Annotated in this window: 17 protein-coding genes, 1 tRNA gene and 1 riboswitch; of the genes, 11 read left to right on the top strand and 7 right to left on the bottom strand. The window is 62.7% G+C overall.

Going from position 1 to position 18,598, the window contains the following annotated elements; translation table 11 throughout:
* Window positions 1–84: 84 nt before the first annotated feature.
* Window positions 85–1,230, bottom strand: a complete 1,146-nt coding sequence (locus EI983_RS12040; protein WP_157707631.1) for an alpha-hydroxy acid oxidase — start codon at window positions 1,228–1,230, stop codon at window positions 85–87.
* A gap of 154 nt (window positions 1,231–1,384) precedes the next feature.
* Here EI983_RS12040 and EI983_RS12035 point away from each other — a divergent pair, with 154 nt between their 5' ends.
* The 5 genes from EI983_RS12035 (at window position 1,385) to EI983_RS12015 (ending at window position 5,873) form a co-directional block, all read left to right on the top strand.
* On the top strand, window positions 1,385–1,840 hold the full coding sequence (locus tag EI983_RS12035; RefSeq protein WP_198389288.1) for a hypothetical protein: 456 nt from the start codon (window positions 1,385–1,387) through the stop codon (window positions 1,838–1,840).
* A gap of 64 nt (window positions 1,841–1,904) precedes the next feature.
* Complete coding sequence (locus tag EI983_RS12030) at window positions 1,905–4,247, top strand: ATP-dependent helicase (RefSeq protein WP_157707630.1); 2,343 nt, start codon at window positions 1,905–1,907, stop codon at window positions 4,245–4,247.
* A gap of 91 nt (window positions 4,248–4,338) precedes the next feature.
* Window positions 4,339–4,692, top strand: a complete 354-nt coding sequence (locus tag EI983_RS12025; RefSeq protein ID WP_157707629.1) for a hypothetical protein — start codon at window positions 4,339–4,341, stop codon at window positions 4,690–4,692.
* 39 nt (window positions 4,693–4,731) lie between these two features.
* Window positions 4,732–4,932, top strand: a riboswitch (cobalamin riboswitch).
* A 104-nt stretch (window positions 4,933–5,036) separates the two neighbouring features.
* Complete coding sequence (locus EI983_RS12020) at window positions 5,037–5,297, top strand: hypothetical protein (RefSeq protein WP_246162150.1); 261 nt, start codon at window positions 5,037–5,039, stop codon at window positions 5,295–5,297.
* A gap of 27 nt (window positions 5,298–5,324) precedes the next feature.
* Entirely contained in the window at window positions 5,325–5,873 is a 549-nt protein-coding gene (locus EI983_RS12015; RefSeq protein ID WP_198389287.1) for a sugar O-acetyltransferase, read from the top strand.
* A gap of 200 nt (window positions 5,874–6,073) precedes the next feature.
* Here the strand turns inward: EI983_RS12015 and EI983_RS12010 are convergent, their stop codons facing one another.
* Window positions 6,074–6,289: a DUF1127 domain-containing protein gene (locus EI983_RS12010; protein ID WP_157707626.1), complete on the bottom strand. Its 216-nt coding sequence runs from the start codon at window positions 6,287–6,289 to the stop codon at window positions 6,074–6,076.
* Window positions 6,290–6,615: 326 nt separating this feature from the next.
* Between EI983_RS12010 and EI983_RS12005 the strand changes: the two genes are divergently transcribed.
* Window positions 6,616–7,689, top strand: coding sequence for an Mrp/NBP35 family ATP-binding protein (locus EI983_RS12005; RefSeq protein WP_157707625.1), 1,074 nt, complete (start codon window positions 6,616–6,618; stop codon window positions 7,687–7,689).
* Between the two features lie 36 nt (window positions 7,690–7,725).
* Here the strand turns inward: EI983_RS12005 and metF are convergent, their stop codons facing one another.
* A complete protein-coding gene (metF, locus tag EI983_RS12000; RefSeq protein ID WP_246162148.1) occupies window positions 7,726–8,592 on the bottom strand; it encodes a methylenetetrahydrofolate reductase [NAD(P)H] in 867 nt (288 codons plus the stop codon).
* Window positions 8,593–8,691: 99 nt separating this feature from the next.
* On the opposite strand from metF, the gene EI983_RS11995 reads away from it, so the two are divergent.
* Both EI983_RS11995 and EI983_RS11990 read left to right on the top strand, forming a co-directional pair.
* Window positions 8,692–9,600, top strand: a complete 909-nt coding sequence (locus EI983_RS11995) for a LysR family transcriptional regulator (RefSeq protein WP_157707623.1) — start codon at window positions 8,692–8,694, stop codon at window positions 9,598–9,600.
* Between the two features lie 72 nt (window positions 9,601–9,672).
* A complete protein-coding gene (locus EI983_RS11990) occupies window positions 9,673–10,461 on the top strand; it encodes an inositol monophosphatase family protein (RefSeq protein ID WP_157707622.1) in 789 nt (262 codons plus the stop codon).
* A gap of 29 nt (window positions 10,462–10,490) precedes the next feature.
* Here the strand turns inward: EI983_RS11990 and EI983_RS11985 are convergent, their stop codons facing one another.
* Genes EI983_RS11985 through putA form a run of 3 tightly spaced genes read right to left on the bottom strand, consistent with a single transcriptional unit; the run spans window position 10,491 to window position 15,062 of the window.
* Window positions 10,491–10,847, bottom strand: a complete 357-nt coding sequence (locus EI983_RS11985) for a GFA family protein (protein WP_157707621.1) — start codon at window positions 10,845–10,847, stop codon at window positions 10,491–10,493.
* Window positions 10,848–10,854: 7 nt separating this feature from the next.
* On the bottom strand, window positions 10,855–11,598 hold the full coding sequence (locus tag EI983_RS11980; RefSeq protein ID WP_157707620.1) for a rhomboid family intramembrane serine protease: 744 nt from the start codon (window positions 11,596–11,598) through the stop codon (window positions 10,855–10,857).
* A gap of 32 nt (window positions 11,599–11,630) precedes the next feature.
* Window positions 11,631–15,062 carry a bifunctional proline dehydrogenase/L-glutamate gamma-semialdehyde dehydrogenase PutA gene (putA, locus tag EI983_RS11975; protein ID WP_157707619.1) on the bottom strand — a complete coding sequence of 1,144 codons (3,432 nt, stop codon included), beginning with the start codon at window positions 15,060–15,062 and terminating at the stop codon, window positions 11,631–11,633.
* Window positions 15,063–15,173: 111 nt separating this feature from the next.
* On the opposite strand from putA, the gene EI983_RS11970 reads away from it, so the two are divergent.
* The 3 genes from EI983_RS11970 (at window position 15,174) to EI983_RS11960 (ending at window position 16,381) form a co-directional block, all read left to right on the top strand.
* Window positions 15,174–15,650, top strand: a complete 477-nt coding sequence (locus EI983_RS11970; protein ID WP_157707618.1) for an Lrp/AsnC family transcriptional regulator — start codon at window positions 15,174–15,176, stop codon at window positions 15,648–15,650.
* Window positions 15,651–15,680: 30 nt separating this feature from the next.
* Window positions 15,681–16,232, top strand: a complete 552-nt coding sequence (locus EI983_RS11965; RefSeq protein ID WP_157707617.1) for a tetratricopeptide repeat protein — start codon at window positions 15,681–15,683, stop codon at window positions 16,230–16,232.
* Between the two features lie 63 nt (window positions 16,233–16,295).
* A tRNA-Leu gene (locus EI983_RS11960) sits at window positions 16,296–16,381 on the top strand.
* Between the two features lie 282 nt (window positions 16,382–16,663).
* Here EI983_RS11960 and EI983_RS11955 read toward each other — a convergent pair.
* Window positions 16,664–18,505, bottom strand: a complete 1,842-nt coding sequence (locus EI983_RS11955) for a methyl-accepting chemotaxis protein (protein WP_157707616.1) — start codon at window positions 18,503–18,505, stop codon at window positions 16,664–16,666.
* Between the last annotated feature and the right edge of the window lie 93 nt (window positions 18,506–18,598).

The following is an 18,598-nucleotide window of genomic DNA, read 5'->3' as shown; positions in this document are numbered from 1 at the left end:
AGCGCGCTTTTGGCGCGGTTGTAGGTATTGTGAAACATTTGTGCAAGGTTTCCGATCGGCCGGGCTACCCGGTCGCGCAAAATCCTACCCGCTCGTGGACGGGATCAGCCGCTCGCTTGCCTCTTTGAGCCGGGTCAGCCCAAGCTGACCCATGTTGGATTTGAGGTCTTCGCGCAGGATATCGGCCAGATGCGCAGGGCCCGCCGCCCCCAGCGCCGCGAGGGCATAATGCCAACCGCGCCCGAGCATGACCAGGTCGGCCCCGAACGCAAAGGCGCGCAGGATATCAAGCCCGGTCTCAATTCCGCTGTCGAGGATCAGCGGCAGCGTCGTGGCGGCGCGTATCTGCGGCAGCTGCGTGATGCTGGCCGGTGCGGCATCGAACTGTCGCCCGGCATGGTTGGACACCCAGATCGCATCGACCCCCTCGCTTTCCAGCCTTGTGGCATCCTCGGCCCGAAGGACCCCCTTGACGATCATCGGACCTTCCCACGCGTCGCGCACCCAGCGCAGATAGTCCCAGTTCGGCGAGGTGCGCAGCAGATAACCCACATGCGCATTGACTGGTAAGCCTTTTGTCTTGGGCGAATAATCGTCGATGAAGCGCATCCGCGGCATACCCTGTTGCGCCATCCCGAGCGCCCAGGACGGCCGCAGCGCGACCTGGGCCAGAAGCCGAGGGGTCAGCCGCGGCGGGTGGGTGAGACCCGAGCGCGCCTGCCGCTCGCGGCGGCTGCCGGCGGGCAGGTCCACGGTCATCACCAGCGTGGTGAACCCGGCCGCCCGCACCCGGCGCAGCATGTCGGTGCGAATGTCCTCATCGCGCGGCGGATAGAGCTGAAACCAGCTGCCATCGGCGGCATGGCCGTGCATGTCTTCCGGCGTTTGGCTGGCCACATTGGACAGCACATAAGGGATGTTCTCAAGCGCGGCCATGCGCGCCAGATGCCGTTCGGCCCCAGGCCAGACCAGCCCTGACATGCCCACCGGCGCCACCCCCACGGGCAGGGCGAAATCCTGTCCCAGAAGCGAGGCACCCAGGTTCGGCGTGATCTCCCCGTGCAGGATCGACGGCAGGAAGCGGATCGCATCCAGCGCCTCGCGGTTATGCGCCTTGGTCTTGTCCCGCCCGGTGCCGCTATCGAGAAACTCCCACACGAAATGCGGCAGTCGGCGCTTGGCGCGGGCGCGCAGGTCGCTGAGCGCAGGATATCGGGTGTGCAGGTCCATCCCGCGATTTAGCTGCGTGGGTGCGTGCTTGTCTAGCAACGTCGCGCATTAACTATTTGTTCTCTATTTGTTTGCCTCGGAGGCCGCGCCATGTTAACCTTCGCTTATAGATGGTTAACGCGAAAACATCGCTGACCGGAAAGAGCGGATTTCAATGACAGAGACACAGCTGGCCGCGCTGCTCTGCGCCTTTCTTGGCGGAGGCGAAGCCGAAACGCGTCAGTATTTCGACGTCTATGGCATGGCGCGGCACGTGCGAGTTGATTGCGAAACGCCGAGCCACGTGATCGAACTGGGGCTCGACGGCACGCCGAGCGCGCGCGATTCTGTGCATCAGGCGCTTTTCGCAGCGCATCTGACCGGCAAGATGCCCGTGGTGCTGATGATTGACCGCGACGGCTATGAAGGCCGGTTTGAATATGAGCTGCGCCATACCGCGCCGATGGCGGGCGTGCTTTATCTGCGCTGCACTGAGGCCGTGATCGTGCGCTGGGCCGCGACCGCGCCGGGGCGGGGCAGGGCGCAGGACGATCTGCCCGCCACGGGGAATGCCCGCACGGTTTGCGATCTGTCGGCTCTGACCTCGTCCGCCGGGGTGGAGGCGTTCTGATCGCGCGGCAGAACATTAATCGAACATCTTTTCCTTTGATCCGCGCCGCGCTATCCTGCGCGCCATGAGCAGTTTTGACGATTCCGACGCCTTTGAAGGCGCCTCCCTGGCCGCGCGCGCGATGGCGGCGCGCCCGGCCCCGTATCTCGACAGCCTGAACCCCGCGCAGCGCGAGGCGGTGGAGCGGCTCGATGGTCCGGTGCTGATGCTGGCCGGGGCAGGGACGGGCAAGACCAAGGCGCTGACCACCCGCATTGTGCACCTGCTGAACACCGGGCGTGCGGCCCCGAACGAGATCCTCGCCGTGACCTTCACCAACAAGGCCGCGCGCGAGATGAAGCACCGCGTGGGCTCAATGATGGGACAGGCGATCGAGGGCATGCCGTGGCTGGGCACGTTTCACTCGATCTGCGTGAAGCTCTTGCGGCGGCATGCCGAGCTGGCCGGGCTGAAATCGAACTTTACCATTCTGGATACGGATGATCAGCTGCGCCTGCTGAAACAACTGGTGCAGGCCGCGGGCATCGACGACAAACGCTGGCCCGCCCGTGCCCTGGCGGCGGTGATCGACAACTGGAAGAACCGCGCCTGGACGCCCGAACAGGTGCCCGCGTCAGAGGCCAGCGCGTATAATGACAAGGGCATCGCGCTTTATGCGCAGTACCAGACCCGCCTGAAAGAGCTGAACGCCGTCGATTTTGGCGATCTGCTTTTGCATATGGTGACGATCTTTCAGGCGCATGAGGATGTGCTGGCGCAATATCAGCGCTGGTTCTGCTATATCCTCGTGGACGAGTATCAGGACACGAACGTGGCGCAATATCTGTGGCTGCGGCTGCTGGCGGGCGGGCACAAGAATATCTGCTGCGTGGGAGATGACGATCAGTCGATCTATGGCTGGCGCGGCGCGGAGGTGGGCAATATCCTGCGGTTTGAAAAGGATTTTCCCGGCGCTCACGTGGTCCGGCTGGAGCAGAATTACCGCTCTACCGCGCATATCCTGGCCGCCGCCTCGGGTGTGATCGCGGGCAATAAGGGTCGGCTGGGCAAGGAGCTTTGGACCGATGCGGAAGGTGGCGAGAAGGTCCGTCTGATTGGCCATTGGGACGGTGAGGAAGAGGCGCGCTGGATCGGCGAGGAGATCGAGGCGATGCAGCGCGGCACGCGGGGGATGGATCCGCTGAGCCTTGACGATATGGCCATACTTGTGCGCGCCTCGCACCAGATGCGCGCCTTCGAGGACCGGTTTCTGACCATCGGCCTGCCTTACCGTGTGATCGGCGGCCCGCGCTTTTACGAGCGGATGGAGATCCGCGATGCGATGGCCTATTTCCGGCTGGTGGTCAGCCCGTCCGATGACCTCGCCTTTGAGCGGATTGTGAACACCCCCAAGCGCGGCCTGGGCGATGTCGCTCAGCAAAAGATCCAGCGGGCCGCGCGCGCGAATGGCGTGCCTTTGGTCGAGGGTGCCGCGATCCTGCTGGAGGAAAAGGGGCTCGGCGGCAAGGGCGCGGCGGAGCTCGCCAGGCTCTTGACGTGCCTGTCTCGCTGGGGGCGGATGGTCGGCGACAAGAGCCTCAGCCATGTGGAACTGGCCGAGATCATCCTTGACGAAAGCGGCTACACCGAGATGTGGCAGAACGACAAGACACCCGAAGCGCCGGGGCGTCTGGAAAACCTCAAGGAGCTTGTCAAAGCGTTGGAGCAGTTCGAGAATCTGCAAGGGTTTCTGGAACATGTCAGCCTGATCATGGACAATGAAAGCGAGGACGTGGCCGAGAAGGTTTCGATCATGACCCTGCATGCCGCCAAGGGTCTGGAATTTCCGGCCGTGTTCCTGCCGGGATGGGAGGACGGGCTTTTTCCCTCACAGCGGTCGATGGACGAAAGCGGGCTGAAGGGTGTGGAGGAGGAGCGGCGGCTGGCCTATGTGGGCATCACCCGGGCCGAACAGCTCTGCACCATTTCCTTTGCGGGCAACCGGATGGTCTATGGCCAGTGGCAAAGCCAGATGCCGTCGCGTTTCATTGACGAGTTGCCCGAGGATCATGTCGAGGTGCTGACCCCGCCGGGGCTCTATGGCGGTGGATACGGGGCGGCGGGCATGCAAAGCAGCATCGAAGAGAAAGCCGCGCGCGCCGATGTATACAACTCTCCGGGGTGGAAACGGATGCAGGCCCGCGCCGGGCAACGCCCGGTCAGCCAGCCGTCGGAGGCCAAGAACGTGGTGATCGACATGGCCGCCACCTCGGCGCATATCGTGGGGGAGCGGGTGTTTCATCAGAAATTCGGATACGGGCTGATCATCGCCATCGAGGGCGACAAGCTGGAGATCGACTTCGAGAAAGCGGGCACCAAGAAGATTGTCGCGCGATTTGTGACCGGGGCGGATGATATTCCGTTCTGACGCGCATTTTGGCCCGCATCCGGATTTCGAGTATTTTGACCAAGAAGAAGCAGGCGTGGTTTCAGGGATGAATTTCTGAAAGGAGATTGCAATGAAAACGGTGATTTTTACCGGGGTTTTGGCGATGCTGACCGCAGGTGAGGCCGCGGCGGCGGACCTGGCGACAAAAGAGCAGGTGCATGCCGCGCTCAGCGGCAACACCGTCATGGGCAGTATGAATGATGGCAGTGCCTATGCCGAGTATTACGCCGCCGATGGCACGGTGCACGCGGACGGGTATACCGGCTATTGGGCTGTGCTGGGGGATCGGGCCTGTTTCACCTATGACAATGTCGCCGTCGAATGCTGGCACCTCAAGCTGGAGGGCAATTTTGTCAGCTGGGTGCAGGGCGGCCGGCTGGATGGCACGGGAAGCCTGTTGAGGGGCAATCCAAACAATTTCTGATCCCGCCGAATTTGGTGCTTGTGCGACTCTGGCCGCTCGGTCAGAGTGAAGCTCCGAGGTGCCCCGATCGCCCGCAAGGCGTTAGGGGAGAATTGGGAAGCCGGTGAAACACCGGCGCTGCCCCCGCAACGGTAAGGACCGGGGGATGCGGCACATCAGCCACTGGGCCAGCTACGGCCTGGGAAGGCGCCGCATCCTGACCCGCCAAGCCCGGAAACCAGCCTTGGATCGACGTCAAACCGCGGTGGGCGGTGTGGGCGGATGGTCCGGGGCTCAGCCTCTCATCCCTCCCGCAGCTTCCGCCGCCCCATCCGGCCCGGGGTGTGGTCGGGGAGAAGCTGAAGATGACCACCCAACGTATCCTGACCAGCCTTGAAACGCTGACCCTCACGGGCGCCGAGGCCGATGCCGCCGCGCGCATGGGGTTTCTGGAATGGGCCCTTGCCGGGCCTGGAGACGTGACCGCAGCGACCGTGTCCGCCGCGCTGCAGCTGCCCGAGGCGCGCAATCCTGAAAGTGCCGCCGCGCAAGCCTTCGTGGGGTTCCTGCGCGAGGCGCGCCTGGGCCTTACACGTCCCAAGCGCCGGACGCGCCGCTTGCATTGAACGGCATTGCATGGCCGAATGCCGGTCATGACCGAAAAGGAAAAGATGCTGGCCGGGGAGTGGTATCGCTGTCAGGACCCGGAACTGGAGGCGATGCAGGCCCGTGCCCGCGCGGCGGTGCATGCGCATAATCACATGGCCCCCGACCGGCGCGGCGGCATTGCCCCTGATCTGCGCGCGTTGATGGCGCAGGTCGGGCGTGAGGTCTATATCGAAGCCCCGTTTCATTGTGCCTATGGTGTGCATATCTCGCTGGGCGATCATGTCTACATGAACGCAGGCTGCACCATTCTGGACACAGCGCCCGTGACCATCGGCGCGCAGAGCATGCTTGGCCCCGGTGTGCAGCTCTATTGCCCGCAGCATCACAAGGACCGCGTCAAGCGCAGTGCCGGGCTGGAACAGGCGCGGCCCATCACCATCGGCCGCGAGGTGTGGATCGGCGGCGGGGCGATCATCCTGTCGGGCGTGCGCATCGGCGACGGTGCCATTGTCGGCGCCGGGGCCGTCGTCACCCGAGATGTGCCTGCCGAGGCGACAGTGGTGGGCAACCCGGCGCGCCTCCTGCACGGCTGAGCCAAAAAAAACGGCGGACCCAGCCGGGAGGGACTGGTTCCGCCGTTTACACACAGTTGGCACCACAGGGAGGAAGGGCCAACGTGATCGTCATCGGATAAAACGATCCGATTGAGCAACCCAGGCACAAGGGAGGAGGAGAGGTGCCTTGGGTCATATGCAGGCGCTCAGGGAGGAGGAAGCGCCTGTATTCTTATGTCTTACACGCCGAACGCGGCCTTGTGGGCCGTGGCGGCAATCTCGCTGCGGCTGATACCCAGATCCGCGAGCTGGCGGTCGTCGAGGTCGCGCAGCTGGTTCAGGGTTTCGCGGTAGGCGCGATAATCGTCATAACGCTGCATCACCGCATAGATCGCGGCGGCGATATCCAGCTTCAGGCATGCAAAGCCGGTGTTGTGTTGGGCGACAAACGTCATCTTGATACTCCTATGATCGAATTGAGGGGTCCTCTTTGCGGACGATCCGACCTGTTTGACGCCTATATAAACCAATGCTGCAACTGCACAATGGATGGCTGTTCAAGGCCGTTATGCATCTGTTGCATGGGTGGGCCTTCCGTAACGTAATGCTTTTTATTGGGAAATTTGGTTAAAAATGAGGGTTTTGAGATACATATATTATGCTGCATTGCAGCATGAGATGTTCTGCTCCGGTCTTGTGGCGGGGAAATTCGCCCGCCAGCCCCTTGCCGTCGCGCTTAATTCTGCCACCTATAGGCATGACTGAAATCCAGGAGGTTATCATGAGCATCACCCGCTCCGAAATTCTTGCACAATTGGAGCGGCTGGAGCTGCCGGATGGCGGCAATCTGGTGTCGCGCGACATGGTGCGTGCCCTGACCATCGAAGGAGATCAGGTGCGCTTTGTCATCGAGGCGCCGAATGCCGACATGGCACGGCAAATGGAGCCCCTGCGCGCGGCGTCCGAGCGGGCGGTTCTTGCTCTGCCGGGGGTGGGGGCGGCGTCGGTGGTCCTGACCGCTCATGGCCCGGCTGCCGCCGCCAAACCGCCGCCCAACCTCAAGATCGGCGGGCATCCGAAACCGACGGAGGGCCCGGTGCGGCCCGATGGCGTGCGCTCGATCCTGGCGATTGCGTCCGGGAAGGGCGGGGTGGGTAAATCCACCGTGTCCTCAAATCTGGCTGTGGCGCTGGCCCGGCAGGGCCGCCGTGTCGGGCTTCTGGATGCGGATATCTATGGGCCTTCGCAGCCACGCATGATGGGGGTCAACAAGCGCCCGGCCAGCCCTGACGGCAAGATCATTGAACCTTTGCACGCGCATGGCGTGACGCTGATGTCCATCGGCCTCATGCTTGACCCGGACAAGGCCGTGGTCTGGCGCGGGCCGATGCTGATGGGGGCGCTGCAACAGATGATCTCTCAGGTGCGCTGGGGTGAGCTTGACGTGCTGATCGTCGACCTGCCGCCCGGCACGGGCGATGTGCAGCTCACGCTCTGCCAGAAATCCGCGCCGACCGGGGCCATCGTTGTCTCAACCCCGCAGGACGTTGCCCTGCTCGATGCGCGCAAGGCGATGGACATGTTCCGCACACTCAAAACGCCGGTTCTGGGGCTGATCGAGAATATGTCGACCTTCCATTGCCCCAATTGCGGGCATGAGGCGCAGATCTTCGGTCATGGCGGGGTGAAGGCAGAGGCGGAGAAACTTGGCCTGCCTTTCCTCGGCGCACTGCCTATCGACCTCGACACGCGCCTCGCAGGGGATGGCGGTACGCCGATTGCCGCAGGCGACGGGCCAATCGCGCAGGCCTATGCGCAACTGGCCGATCGTTTGGTGCAAGGTGGGATCGCCTGACCGAGGCAGCCTGTAAGGGCTGACGAGGGGCGCCTCTCAGGCCACGTTCTGCAATTGAACGCGCGGCGTCACACCCAGAGCGTGGCAAATCTCGCGGGTCAGGTCGGGCTTGTTCAGCGTGTAGAAATGCAGGTCCTCCACGCCGCCTTCGATCAGGTCGCTGCAGAGCTCCGTCGCGACGGCTATGGCCAGAAGGTCATGCCGACCGTCGCGCACCGCCTTGTCGAACGCCTCGTCCAGCCAGGCCGGGATGCTCGTCCCGCAGGCGGTTGCAAAGCGGCGTACACCGCTCCAGTCCTCAATCGGCAGGATACCGGGAATGATCGGCGCATCGATGCCTGCCTTGGCGCAATCGTCGCGGAACCGGAAAAAGGTTTCAGGGTCAAAGAAGAACTGGGTGATCGCCTCGGCCGCGCCCGCGTCGATCTTGCGCTTGAGCCAGTCGATATCGGCCTTGCGGCTTGTGGCCTCGGGATGTTTCTCCGGGTAGGCGCCGACACGGATGGTGAATTTGCCCGTGTCCGCCAGCGCTTCGATCAGCTCGCAACTGTTGGCAAACCCGTCGGCATGCGGCTCGAACCGGTCGCTGCCCTTGGGCGGATCGCCCCTGAGCGCCACAATCTCGCTCACACCCGCCCGGGCAAAGCTGTCGGCCACGGCAAGCGTCTCTTCGCGGCTGGCCTCGACACAGGTCAGATGCGCGGCCACGTTCAGCTCGGTGGAGGCATGCAGCGTGCCCACCGCGTCGCGGGTCAGCTCGCGCGTGGTCCCGCCCGCGCCATAGGTCACCGAAACGAAACGCGGCTCAAGCGGGGCGAGGGCGTGTACCGTGTCCCACAGGCGGAACGACGCTTCGAGCGATTTTGGAGGGAAAAACTCGAAGGAGACGCGGGGAGTTTTCATGGTGATGATCCTTTGAAAGAGGTGTTGGCCTCTTGTTGCAGGCGCAGCAATGTGAGACAACTTCATAAAATTCATGGTTTCTATGAGGGTCGTTCATAAATGCATATCGAGTTCCGGCATCTCAAGACGATCCGGGCAATTCACCAGGCGGGCGGGCTGGCGCGGGCCGCCGATCTGCTGAACATCACGCAATCCGCGCTAAGCCATCAGATCAAGGGCCTGGAAGATCAGGCCGGGGTTGAGCTTTTCGTACGCCGCTCCAAGCCGCTCAAGCTGTCGGCGGCGGGCCAGCGTCTGTTGCGGCTTGCCGAAAAGGTCCTGCCCGAGATCGAGGCGCTGGAGAGCGAGTTTGCCGGGCTGCGCGAAGGCTCCTCGGGGCGGATGCATATCGCCATCGAATGCCACGCCTGTTTCGAATGGCTTTTCCCGGTGCTGGAGCGGTTTCGCAAGACCTGGGCCGATGTGGATGTGGATATCCGCCCCGGCCTTGCCTTTGACGCGCTTCCCGCCCTGCAAAAGGAGGAGGTCGATCTTGTCGTCTCTTCCGACCCCGAGGACCTGCCCGGCATCATCTTCAAGCCGCTTTTTGATTACGAGCCGGTTTTCGTGGCCTCCAGTGCGCATCCCCTGGCTCAGAAGGCGTGGGTCGAGGCCGAGGATTTCCGCGAAGAGACGCTGATCACCTACCCGGTGGACCGGTCGCGGCTCGATGTCTTCACCGAGCTTTTAACGCCCGCCAAGGTCGAGCCGCGCGCGATCCGGCAAGTGGAATTGACGGCGGTGATCCTGCTGCTTGTGGCGTCCAATCGCGGCGTCGCGGTGCTGCCTGACTGGGTGGTGCGCGAGGTGAGAACAAGTTCGGATTACGTCACAAGGAAAGTCACGCAAGCCGGTTTGACCAAACGGCTTTACGCGGCCATCCGCGAAGAAGATGCCGACAAGCCCTATATGGCGCAGCTCATCAGGCTGGCGCGTGATATTCCGGTCCGCCTGCAGCGTGACATCTGACGCGCGCACCCCCTTGTGCCACGGCCCCGCGCGGCGTATACGCGCGGCCTTAAGACATCAGGAGCAACTCCCATGGGCGGCAGTGCCAATCTCAACATCATGATGAAAGCCGCGCGCAAGGCGGGGCGGTCGCTGGCCAAGGACTTCCGCGAGGTTGAGAACCTGCAGGTGTCGATGAAGGGCGCGGGCGATTTCGTCAGCCGCGCTGATCTTGCCGCCGAAGCGATTCTGAAAGACGAACTTCTGGGCGCACGCCCCACCTATGGCTGGGTGGCCGAGGAAGGGGGCGAGATCGAGGGTCAGGACCCGACCCGCCGCTGGATCGTCGATCCGCTGGATGGCACGACCAACTTTCTGCACGGGCTGCCGCATTGGGCGGTGTCCATCGCGCTGGAGCATAAGGGCCAGATCGTCGCCGGGGTGATCTATGACGCCGCCAAGGACGAGCTGTTCTTCGCCGAAAAGGGCGAGGGGGCCTTTGTCAACGATGCGCGGCTGCGGGTCTCGGGCCGCTCGGCGATGATCGAGAGCATCTTTGCCACCGGCCTGCCGTTCGGGGGCCGCGCGGATCTGCCGGAAACATTGCAGGATCTTGCCCGTCTGCTGCCCGCCTGTGCCGGTGTGCGCCGCTGGGGCTCCGCCGCGCTCGACATGGCCTATGTGGCCGCCGGGCGCTATGACGGTTTCTGGGAGCGGCGGCTCAATGCCTGGGATATGGCGGCCGGCGTGATCATCGTGAAAGAGGCGGGCGGTCTGATCGAGCCGCTCACGCCGGGCGGGGATATCCTGTCTGATGGCGAAGTGATCTGCGCTAATGAGGCGATTTTCAGCAAGTTCAGCAAGGTGATCCGGGGGGCGTAGCCGCTTATCCGCCCTGACAGGCGGCTGCGCTACTGATCCGACGGATGGTTCTGCCCGTCAAGCCAGGGCATGGGTTCATGATCGGCGGGGTTTACCCCCTCCATCGCGCCCAGGTTCACACCGTATTCATTCGGGTTCGAGCGGCGCTGATGGTGGGTGTAGATCCCGCAGGTCTTGCAGAAATAATGCTGCGCCGTGTGCGTGCCCCAGGTGTAAAGCGTCAGATTGTCAGCCCCTTTCACCACGCGCAGCGCCTCCAGCGGCACCGACACATTGGGTGCGGCGCGGCGCTTGCAGAAGCTGCAGGTGCAGCGATGTGCGCCCTCCAGCCCGTTGAGCAGGGATATCTCCAGTTCAACAGCCCCGCAGTGACAGCTTGCTTTCATGATGCACCTATTTGCGTTTGATCACGGGGATATTGCTTTTGACATAGGGATATTTGGCCTCCGGATGGGGCGGATGCCCGTCTGTCTTGTCCCAGAATCCTGGTCCGCCACGGCGCAGGAACACCGGCAAGGTCAGCACAAGCCCGACAACGAAGCCACCCGCATGCGCCCAGTATGCCACGCCGCCGCTGTTCAGGTCCGACCCGGCCCCGCCAAAAAGCTGGATTGCGAACCACACGCCCAGCATGATCCAGGCCGGGATCGAGAAAATTCGAAAATAGACGATCAAAATCAATAGGATATCGACTCGCGCCTTCGGGAAAAGCAGAAGATACCCGCCCATCACCCCGGCAATCGCCCCCGACGCGCCCACCGTCGGCACCTGTGAATATGGCCCTGCCGCCACATGCGCCAGCCCTGCGCCCATCCCTGCGGCGAGATAGAACAGCAGATAGCCGAAATGGCCCATCTCATCTTCCATATTGTCGCCGAAGATCCACAAGAACAGCATGTTGCCGGCCAGATGCATGAAGCCGCCATGCAGGAACATCGACGTGAAAATGGTGTGATACGTGCCTTCCATTGTCACCAGCACGGGCACCATGGACCATTCGTAGAAGAACTCGTTGAGCCCGCGCGGATCCGCGAATAGCGGCCAGTAGCTGATGAACACCACGATATTGATGGCCATCAGGGCGTAGGTCACATAGGGCGTACGCCCCGACGGGTTATGATCGCGGATCGGAAGCATCGGGGCGACAGTGGCGACAAGCCTTTAGGAGGTCAAGATGTTCCCCCCAAAAGCGCGGCGTTGCCGCCCGCCGCGGTGGTGTCGACGCAGACATGGCGCTCCAGCCGCACATGACCCAGATCGGGCAGGCCGGTGATCAGCGGTACGATCGGCCCCTCGCGCTGTGCCAGCGCCTCCACATACTCCCGCGCGTCCTGCTCCGGACCCCAGTGCAGCACACCCGAAATGCCGTGCATCGGGGTCAGCGCCTCTGCGGGCAGCCCGCCGGTGGCCTCGACCGCCACGCCTCCCAACTCGCGCACCGCGCGGGCCTGCAGGGCCGCCGCCTCGGCGCCGGGGCCGAGGCACAGCAGTGCCGGGCGGGCACGGGCGGTCAGCCGGTTGGATTCGCCCGTCGGACCCGGCAGAACCATATCCACGGGGGCAGGGGCGCTGTCAGCATTGGCGCGCGTGACGGCCTCTTGCATGACATCGGCAGGCATCGGGCCCTCCCAACCCGAGCCTGCCGCAGGCGCCACATGGGCCGAGAAGCGGGCCAGGTAATTCGGCCCGCCAGCTTTCGGCCCGGTGCCCGACAGCCCTTCTCCTCCGAAGGGCTGGCTGCCCACGATGGCGCCAATCTGGTTGCGGTTGACATAGTGGTTTCCGGCCTCGACGCGCTCGGTCACGTGTTGCACGCGGTCGTCGATCCGGGTCATCAGGCCGAAGGTCAGCCCGTAGCCCGTGGCGTTGATGGCGTCGATCACCTCGTCCAACTCGTCCGAGCCGAACGTCGCCAAATGCAGCACCGGCCCGAAAATCTCGCGTTTCATATCGGCGATCCCGTTCACCCGGATGAGCGTGGGCGCGATGAACGTGCCGGTATTCGGGGTGGCGATCTCATGCATCAGCCGCCCGTCGGCACGCGCCTGTTGAATGTGGGCAAAAATACCCCGATGTGCCTCATCATCAATCACAGGGCCGCAATCTGTGGATAAGTGCCACGGGTCACCTATGCAAAGTGCATCCATCGCGCCGGTCAGCATTTCGGTGAAACTCTCGGCAATGTCCTCCTGCACATAGAGACAGCGCAGCGCCGAGCAGCGCTGGCCGGCGGATTGGAACGCGCTTTCGACAATCGCCTGAACCGCTTGTTCGGGCAGGGCGGTGCTGTCCACGATCATCGCGTTCAGCCCGCCGGTCTCGGCGATCAGCGGCGCGCCGGGCGCCATGTGCCGCGCCATGGCAGAGCGGATTTTCAGGGCGGTTTCGGTCGAGCCTGTAAAGGCCACGCCGCCGATCCGCGCGTCTGAGGTGAGTGCGGCGCCCACATCGCCCGCGCCGGGCAAAAGCTGCAGCGCGCTGGTCGGAACGCCTGCCTTGTGCATGAGCGACACGGCAAAATGCGCAATCAGCGGCGTCTGTTCGGCGGGTTTCGACAGCACGGCATTGCCAGCGGCCAGCGCGGCACTGATCTGCCCCGTGAAAATGGCCAGGGGGAAATTCCAGGGGCTGATGCAGGTGAACACGCCCACCGGATCGCGTTCCGGCGCATTCGCGGCGTAGTAGCGCAGGAAATCCACAGCCTCGCGCAGCTCTGCAACCGCGTCGAGCTGGGTCTTGCCTGCCTCCCGCGCCAGAAGCGCGAAAATTTCCCCGAAGTTTTCCTCGTAAAGGTCGGCCACACGGTTGAGCACCTCGGCACGGGTGGCGCGCGGCGCGTCCCAGGCCGTTGCGGCGGCCAGCGCGGTTTCGATATCATCTTTGCTTGCCGTGGCCACGGTGCCCGGCTGATCCGAGGGGTTGGCGGGGTTTGCGACAGGCTCGGGCGGTTGCGGCCGCGCCTGGCCTGCAAGCAGGGGGCGGGCCGCCCATTCGTGGGTGGCAAAGGGGGCGCGGGCGGCCTCGACCTCTTCAAGCGTTGGTTCATGTCTGAGGTCGAACCCTTTGGAATTGCTGCGTTCCGGTGCAAATAGCTCAGGGCCGGTCGGCAGTGCAGGCGGCGCATCACTGATCGCGTCGAACGGGTCGCGCGCCACCTGTTCCGGCGGTACATCCTCATCGACGATCTGGTTGACAAAGCTCGAATTGGCACCGTTTTCCAGAAGGCGGCGCACCAGATAGGCCAGCAGGTCGCGATGCGCGCCCACCGGGGCGTAGATCCGGCACCGGGTGTTTTCGGCCTTCATCACGAGGTCATGCAAAGCCTCGCCCATACCGTGCAGGCGCTGGAATTCGAAGGCCTGCTTGTCGTCCGCCATGTCGAGGATCGCGGCCACCGTATGCGCGTTGTGAGTGGCGAATTGCGGATAAATCCGGTCGGTCATGCTCAGCAGTTTGCGGGCATTGGCGATATAAGAGATGTCGGTCGCGGCTTTTGCGGTAAAGACCGGAAAGCCATCGACCCCGGCGACCTGCGCGCGTTTGATCTCCGTATCCCAATAGGCGCCCTTTACCAGCCGCACCATGATCCGGCGGTCCAGCCGTGTCGCCAGGTCGTGCAGGTAGTCCAGAACATGGCCTGCGCGCTGACCATAGGCCTGCACCACCACGCCGAAACCGTCCCAGCCCGCCAGGCTCGGCTCTGACAGCGTGGCCTCGATCACATCCATCGACAGTGCGAGCCGATCGGCCTCTTCCGCGTCGATGTTCAGACCCATGCCTGCCGACTTCGCCAGCAGGGCGAGCGACCGCAGACGCGGCATCAATATGTCCATCACCTGGGCGCGATGTGCCACCTCGTAGCGCGGATGCAGTGCCGAAAGCTTTACCGAAATACCGGGGTTTTTACGGATATCCTTATGGGTGCAAGCGCTTGAAATCGCGGTGATCGCGCGGGAATAGGCCAGATGATAGCGCGTGGCATCCGCATCGGTGCGCGCGGCCTCGCCAAGCATGTCATAGGAATAGGTATAACCCTTCTTCTCCATCCCCGCAGCGCGGTCCATGGCGCTCTGGATTGTCTCGCCCAGGACAAACTGGCGGCCCATTTCCTTCATCGCACGGCCCACGGCGGTGCGGATCACCGGCTCACCCAGGCGTTTAATGGCGCTTCGCAAATGACCCACCGGGCCGGGGCTGTCCTCTTGCAGAACCTTGCCCGTCAGCATCAGCGCCCAGGTTGACGCATTGACCAGCGGCGAGGTCGAATGCCCCATATGCTTGCCCCAGTCCGAGGGCGCGATCTTGTCCTCGATCAGGGCATCGATCGTCTCGGCATCGGGCACCCGCAACAGCGCCTCGGCAAGACACATCAGCGCGATCCCTTCGTCCGTGCTGAGCCCGTATTCGGCCAGAAAGACCTCCATCAGCCCCGGGCTCGAATGGTTGCGGATCGCCCGCACCAGATCGGCGCCGCGTGCGGTAATCCGGGCGCGGTCATCAGGGCTGAGCGCGGCTTCGGCGATCAGGCGGTCCAGCGTGGTGGCTTCATCGGCATAGGTGGCTGTGTCGATCAGGCGGCGGGCGTCGAGGGGGGCAAGCATGGCAGACTCACTTGTGAGAGGGATTTGTCTTTCTATACCACGGCTCCCTTGGTACAAATGACTGATATTTGCGATTTGATGGTCTATTAGACCGATAAAAGGGGTGAATATATGCCAAATGACCTTCCGCAGATGGACAAGTTCGATCAGGCGATCCTGAAACATCTCAGCGCCGATGGCCGGATCAGTGTTACCGAGCTGGCACAGCGCATCGGTCTGTCGAAATCGCCCACCCAGGCGCGGCTGCGGCGGCTTGAAGCGACCGGGGTAATCACCGGTTATCGCGCGTTGTTCGATCCGATCCGGCTCGGGCTCGATCATGTCAGCTTTGTTGAGGTGCGGCTCGAAAGTACCCGGGAGGCAGCGCTCGCGGCGTTCAACGCGGCGGTGATGCGCATTCCCGAGATTGAGCAGGTGCATCTCATTGCCGGAAATTTTGATTATCTGCTCAAGATCCGGACGCAGGATATGAACGACTACCGTGTTGTTCTGGCAGAGAAAATATCGACATTGCCGCATGTTTCGAGCACGTCGACCTTTGTGGCCATGCAGGCGATCAAGGAAAACACGCTGGCGGATGTGATTTGACCCGGGCGCGCCAAAGGTCACAATAGCAAGATGCGATATCTGACCACATGCCTCTGTCTTCTGCTCAGCGCTCCGGCTGCCGCAGACACATGCCCCGCCGCGCCCGATCACTCCTCCGCTCTGCAAGAACTGACGCGCGCGGCGCAATCAGCGCCGGATGAGGCGACGGGGCGGCAGATATCCAATCAGATGTGGGAGCTGTGGCTCGATGCGCCCGATGCGCGGGCGAAAGAGTTGCTGACCGAAGGTATGGCGCGCCGCGAATCATATGATTTCGAGGGGGCGCTCGTGGCGTTCGAGGCGCTGGTGGCGTATTGCCCGGACTATGCCGAAGGCTATAACCAGCGCGCCTTCGTGCATTATCTGCGGCGGGATTTCGCTGCGGCGCTGCCGGACCTCGAAGAGGCGCTGCGCATCACGCCGGGCCACGTTGCCGCGCTGACAGGGCAGGCGCTCACCCTCGTGGAACTGGATCGCAAGGCCGAAGCCGCGCTTGTCCTGCGGCGCGCGCTGGGTCTGAACCCCTGGCTTGGCGAACGCCACCTGCTGCCCGTGCTTGAGGCGGAGGAAGAAGAGCTTTAGGCCACGCGACATGCGCATCGGGGCTTAAACTCGGCAAAACAATCCGATACACCCTTGTCACCTGCGGGCGTGATGGAATGGTAGACATATCGGACTTAAAATCCGAAGGGCCTGTGCCCGTGTGGGTTCGAGTCCCACCGCCCGCACCAATCGCTTTTGCGACGGAACATGCACCTGAGCCGAAGGATTGCTGGTGCAGCGACGGGCCGAAGGGCGGGGCTGGCCATTTCTTCGCAGCAGATTTGCCGCGGAACAGCTCATGGAGTGTCTGGTTTAAGAGACGCCAACCACCGGTATCGCCGGTTGCCGCCGAATTTGGGCGGGTGTCTTTCTTTCTCTGACAGTCGCTCATGGCAGGGGGAAGGCGCCAGGCCGCTTTCGGGACAGGTTCGGGTTCGTAGACGGCATGGCTGGGTCGCTGCGCAGGAGGATCAGCCTGCTTTCTTGAGCGGAGCATGTTCCTTCTCAGGGTGTTGCTTGACCGTCTTGAACTTGCTGATGAGCGACGCCAGCAGGCGCGCATTTTGCGACAACTCATGCGTGGCGGCCGTACATTCTTCGGCCATGGCGGCGTTGTGCTGGGTCATCTGATCGAGACTGGTGACGGAGGTGTTGATCTCGGTCAGCCCCTGTGACTGTTCGGCGGCGCCTTTCGAGATGTCGGCAATCTCGGCCGAGATCTTCTCGACCCGTTCGATGATTGTTTCAAGCGCTTCACCGGTCTTGCCCACGAGCTCGACGCCGGTCTGCACATGTTGCGAGCTTTGCGCGACGAGCGCGCCAATCTCTCCGGCGGCCTCGGCCGAGCGTTTCGCCAATGCGCGCACTTCCGACGCCACAACCGCAAACCCATTGCCCGCCTCACCGGCGCGGGCGGCTTCCACCCCGGCATTCAGGGCCAGAAGGTTGGTCTGAAAGGCAATATCGTCGATCACTCCGACAATGCGCGAAATGGTGGAGGAAGAGCTTTCAATCTCGGACATCGCCTCCACCGCGCGCGACACCACCTCGCCGCTTTCCTGCGCGTGGTTGCGGGCCTCCACCGCATAGCCTTCGACGACCTTGATGCCTTCCGCAGCATTGGAAATACCCTCCGTCACACCGCCCAGCGATGTCGAGGTTTTCTCCAGGGCCGTGGCTTGCGATTCTGTCCGATGAGAGAGCTGATCCGTGGCTTCGGTAATCTCCATCGTGCGCATCGCAATGCCGTCGCTGGTCTCGATCAGTTTGTTCATCGAGGTGCCGAGGGTTGTGATCGTTTTGTTGTAATTGGTTCTGAGAACTTCGTAGCTTGCGTCGAATGGGGTGTTGATCGGGCAGGAAAAGTCACCTTCGGCCAGTTTACCGAGGCCTTTGCTCACCTCCGCGACTACCTCTGTCTGTGCCTGTGCCTGCATCCGTTGCCGGTCATCCGCCTCCTGCGCCTCGTGCAGCGTGGTCTGGAGCTGATCAAGGGCACCGGCAATCCGGCCCACCTCGTCAATCCGATCCTTCGCCGGGAAATCATTGTCATATTTCCGGTCGGTCATGCGGCCGACCGTGTGCAAAACCTGTCCAAGCGGGTTCGTGATTGTCTTGGTGACATAGAGCACGGCCCCCAGCAGGGCGAAACCCGCGATCATCATTGCAACGATCAATTCGATCTTGAGCGTCGCGGTGGAGGCCAAGACGTCCGTCACATTCTGGCGCACTTCCAGCACACCGCGTACATCGCCCAGTTTCCAGTCATCCTTGGGCGTGTCGGCCGCGGTGTTGTGGCAGGCCACGCAAACCTCGCTGGACAGCGTATCGGCCACCGCGACGCGCAAAAATGTCTGATCGCCGACCACCTCGCTGCGGATAAGATGGGACTCCGGATTGGCGCTCAGATAGTCCCAGGCCTCCTCACTGAAGCTGTCAAGCTGCCGCGTCGCCCGGTTGGGAAAGGGAAAGGGGCTATACAGCTCAACATTTGTCTTTTCCGCGGCCAGCAACGCACTCAGATCATGAATGAAGGTGGCGGGCAGCGGAATCATCTCGGGGTCGTTCTGATGTGCGATGCCGACGCTTACATCGCCCGAGCGTTTCACGTCTGCCACCACGTTTTGGGTGTAGTAACTGCGCAGGGTTTCCATCTGATGAGCGGTTTGCAGGGCGGAGTTGGCCGCGGCCTGCATGGCGCTTTTTTCGACAACCATCGGGATGTAGAACCATGCCCCGATAACGATCAGGGTGGAGATAATCGGAAACGGCGCGGCGATTTTCAGAAGGATCGAACGGCGGATGAAATGCATGCGGGTACACTCACGAATTCAGGCTGCACAGACCGCGCGAACACCACGCGGCATGTCGGTATGGCAACCCTCATACCCGCTCAATCTGACGAA

Origin of the sequence: Roseovarius faecimaris, from assembly GCF_009762325.1 — a bacterium.
Classification (GTDB): Bacteria; Pseudomonadota; Alphaproteobacteria; order Rhodobacterales; family Rhodobacteraceae; genus Roseovarius; species Roseovarius faecimaris.
This window is presented reverse-complemented; position numbering and strand designations above follow the sequence as displayed.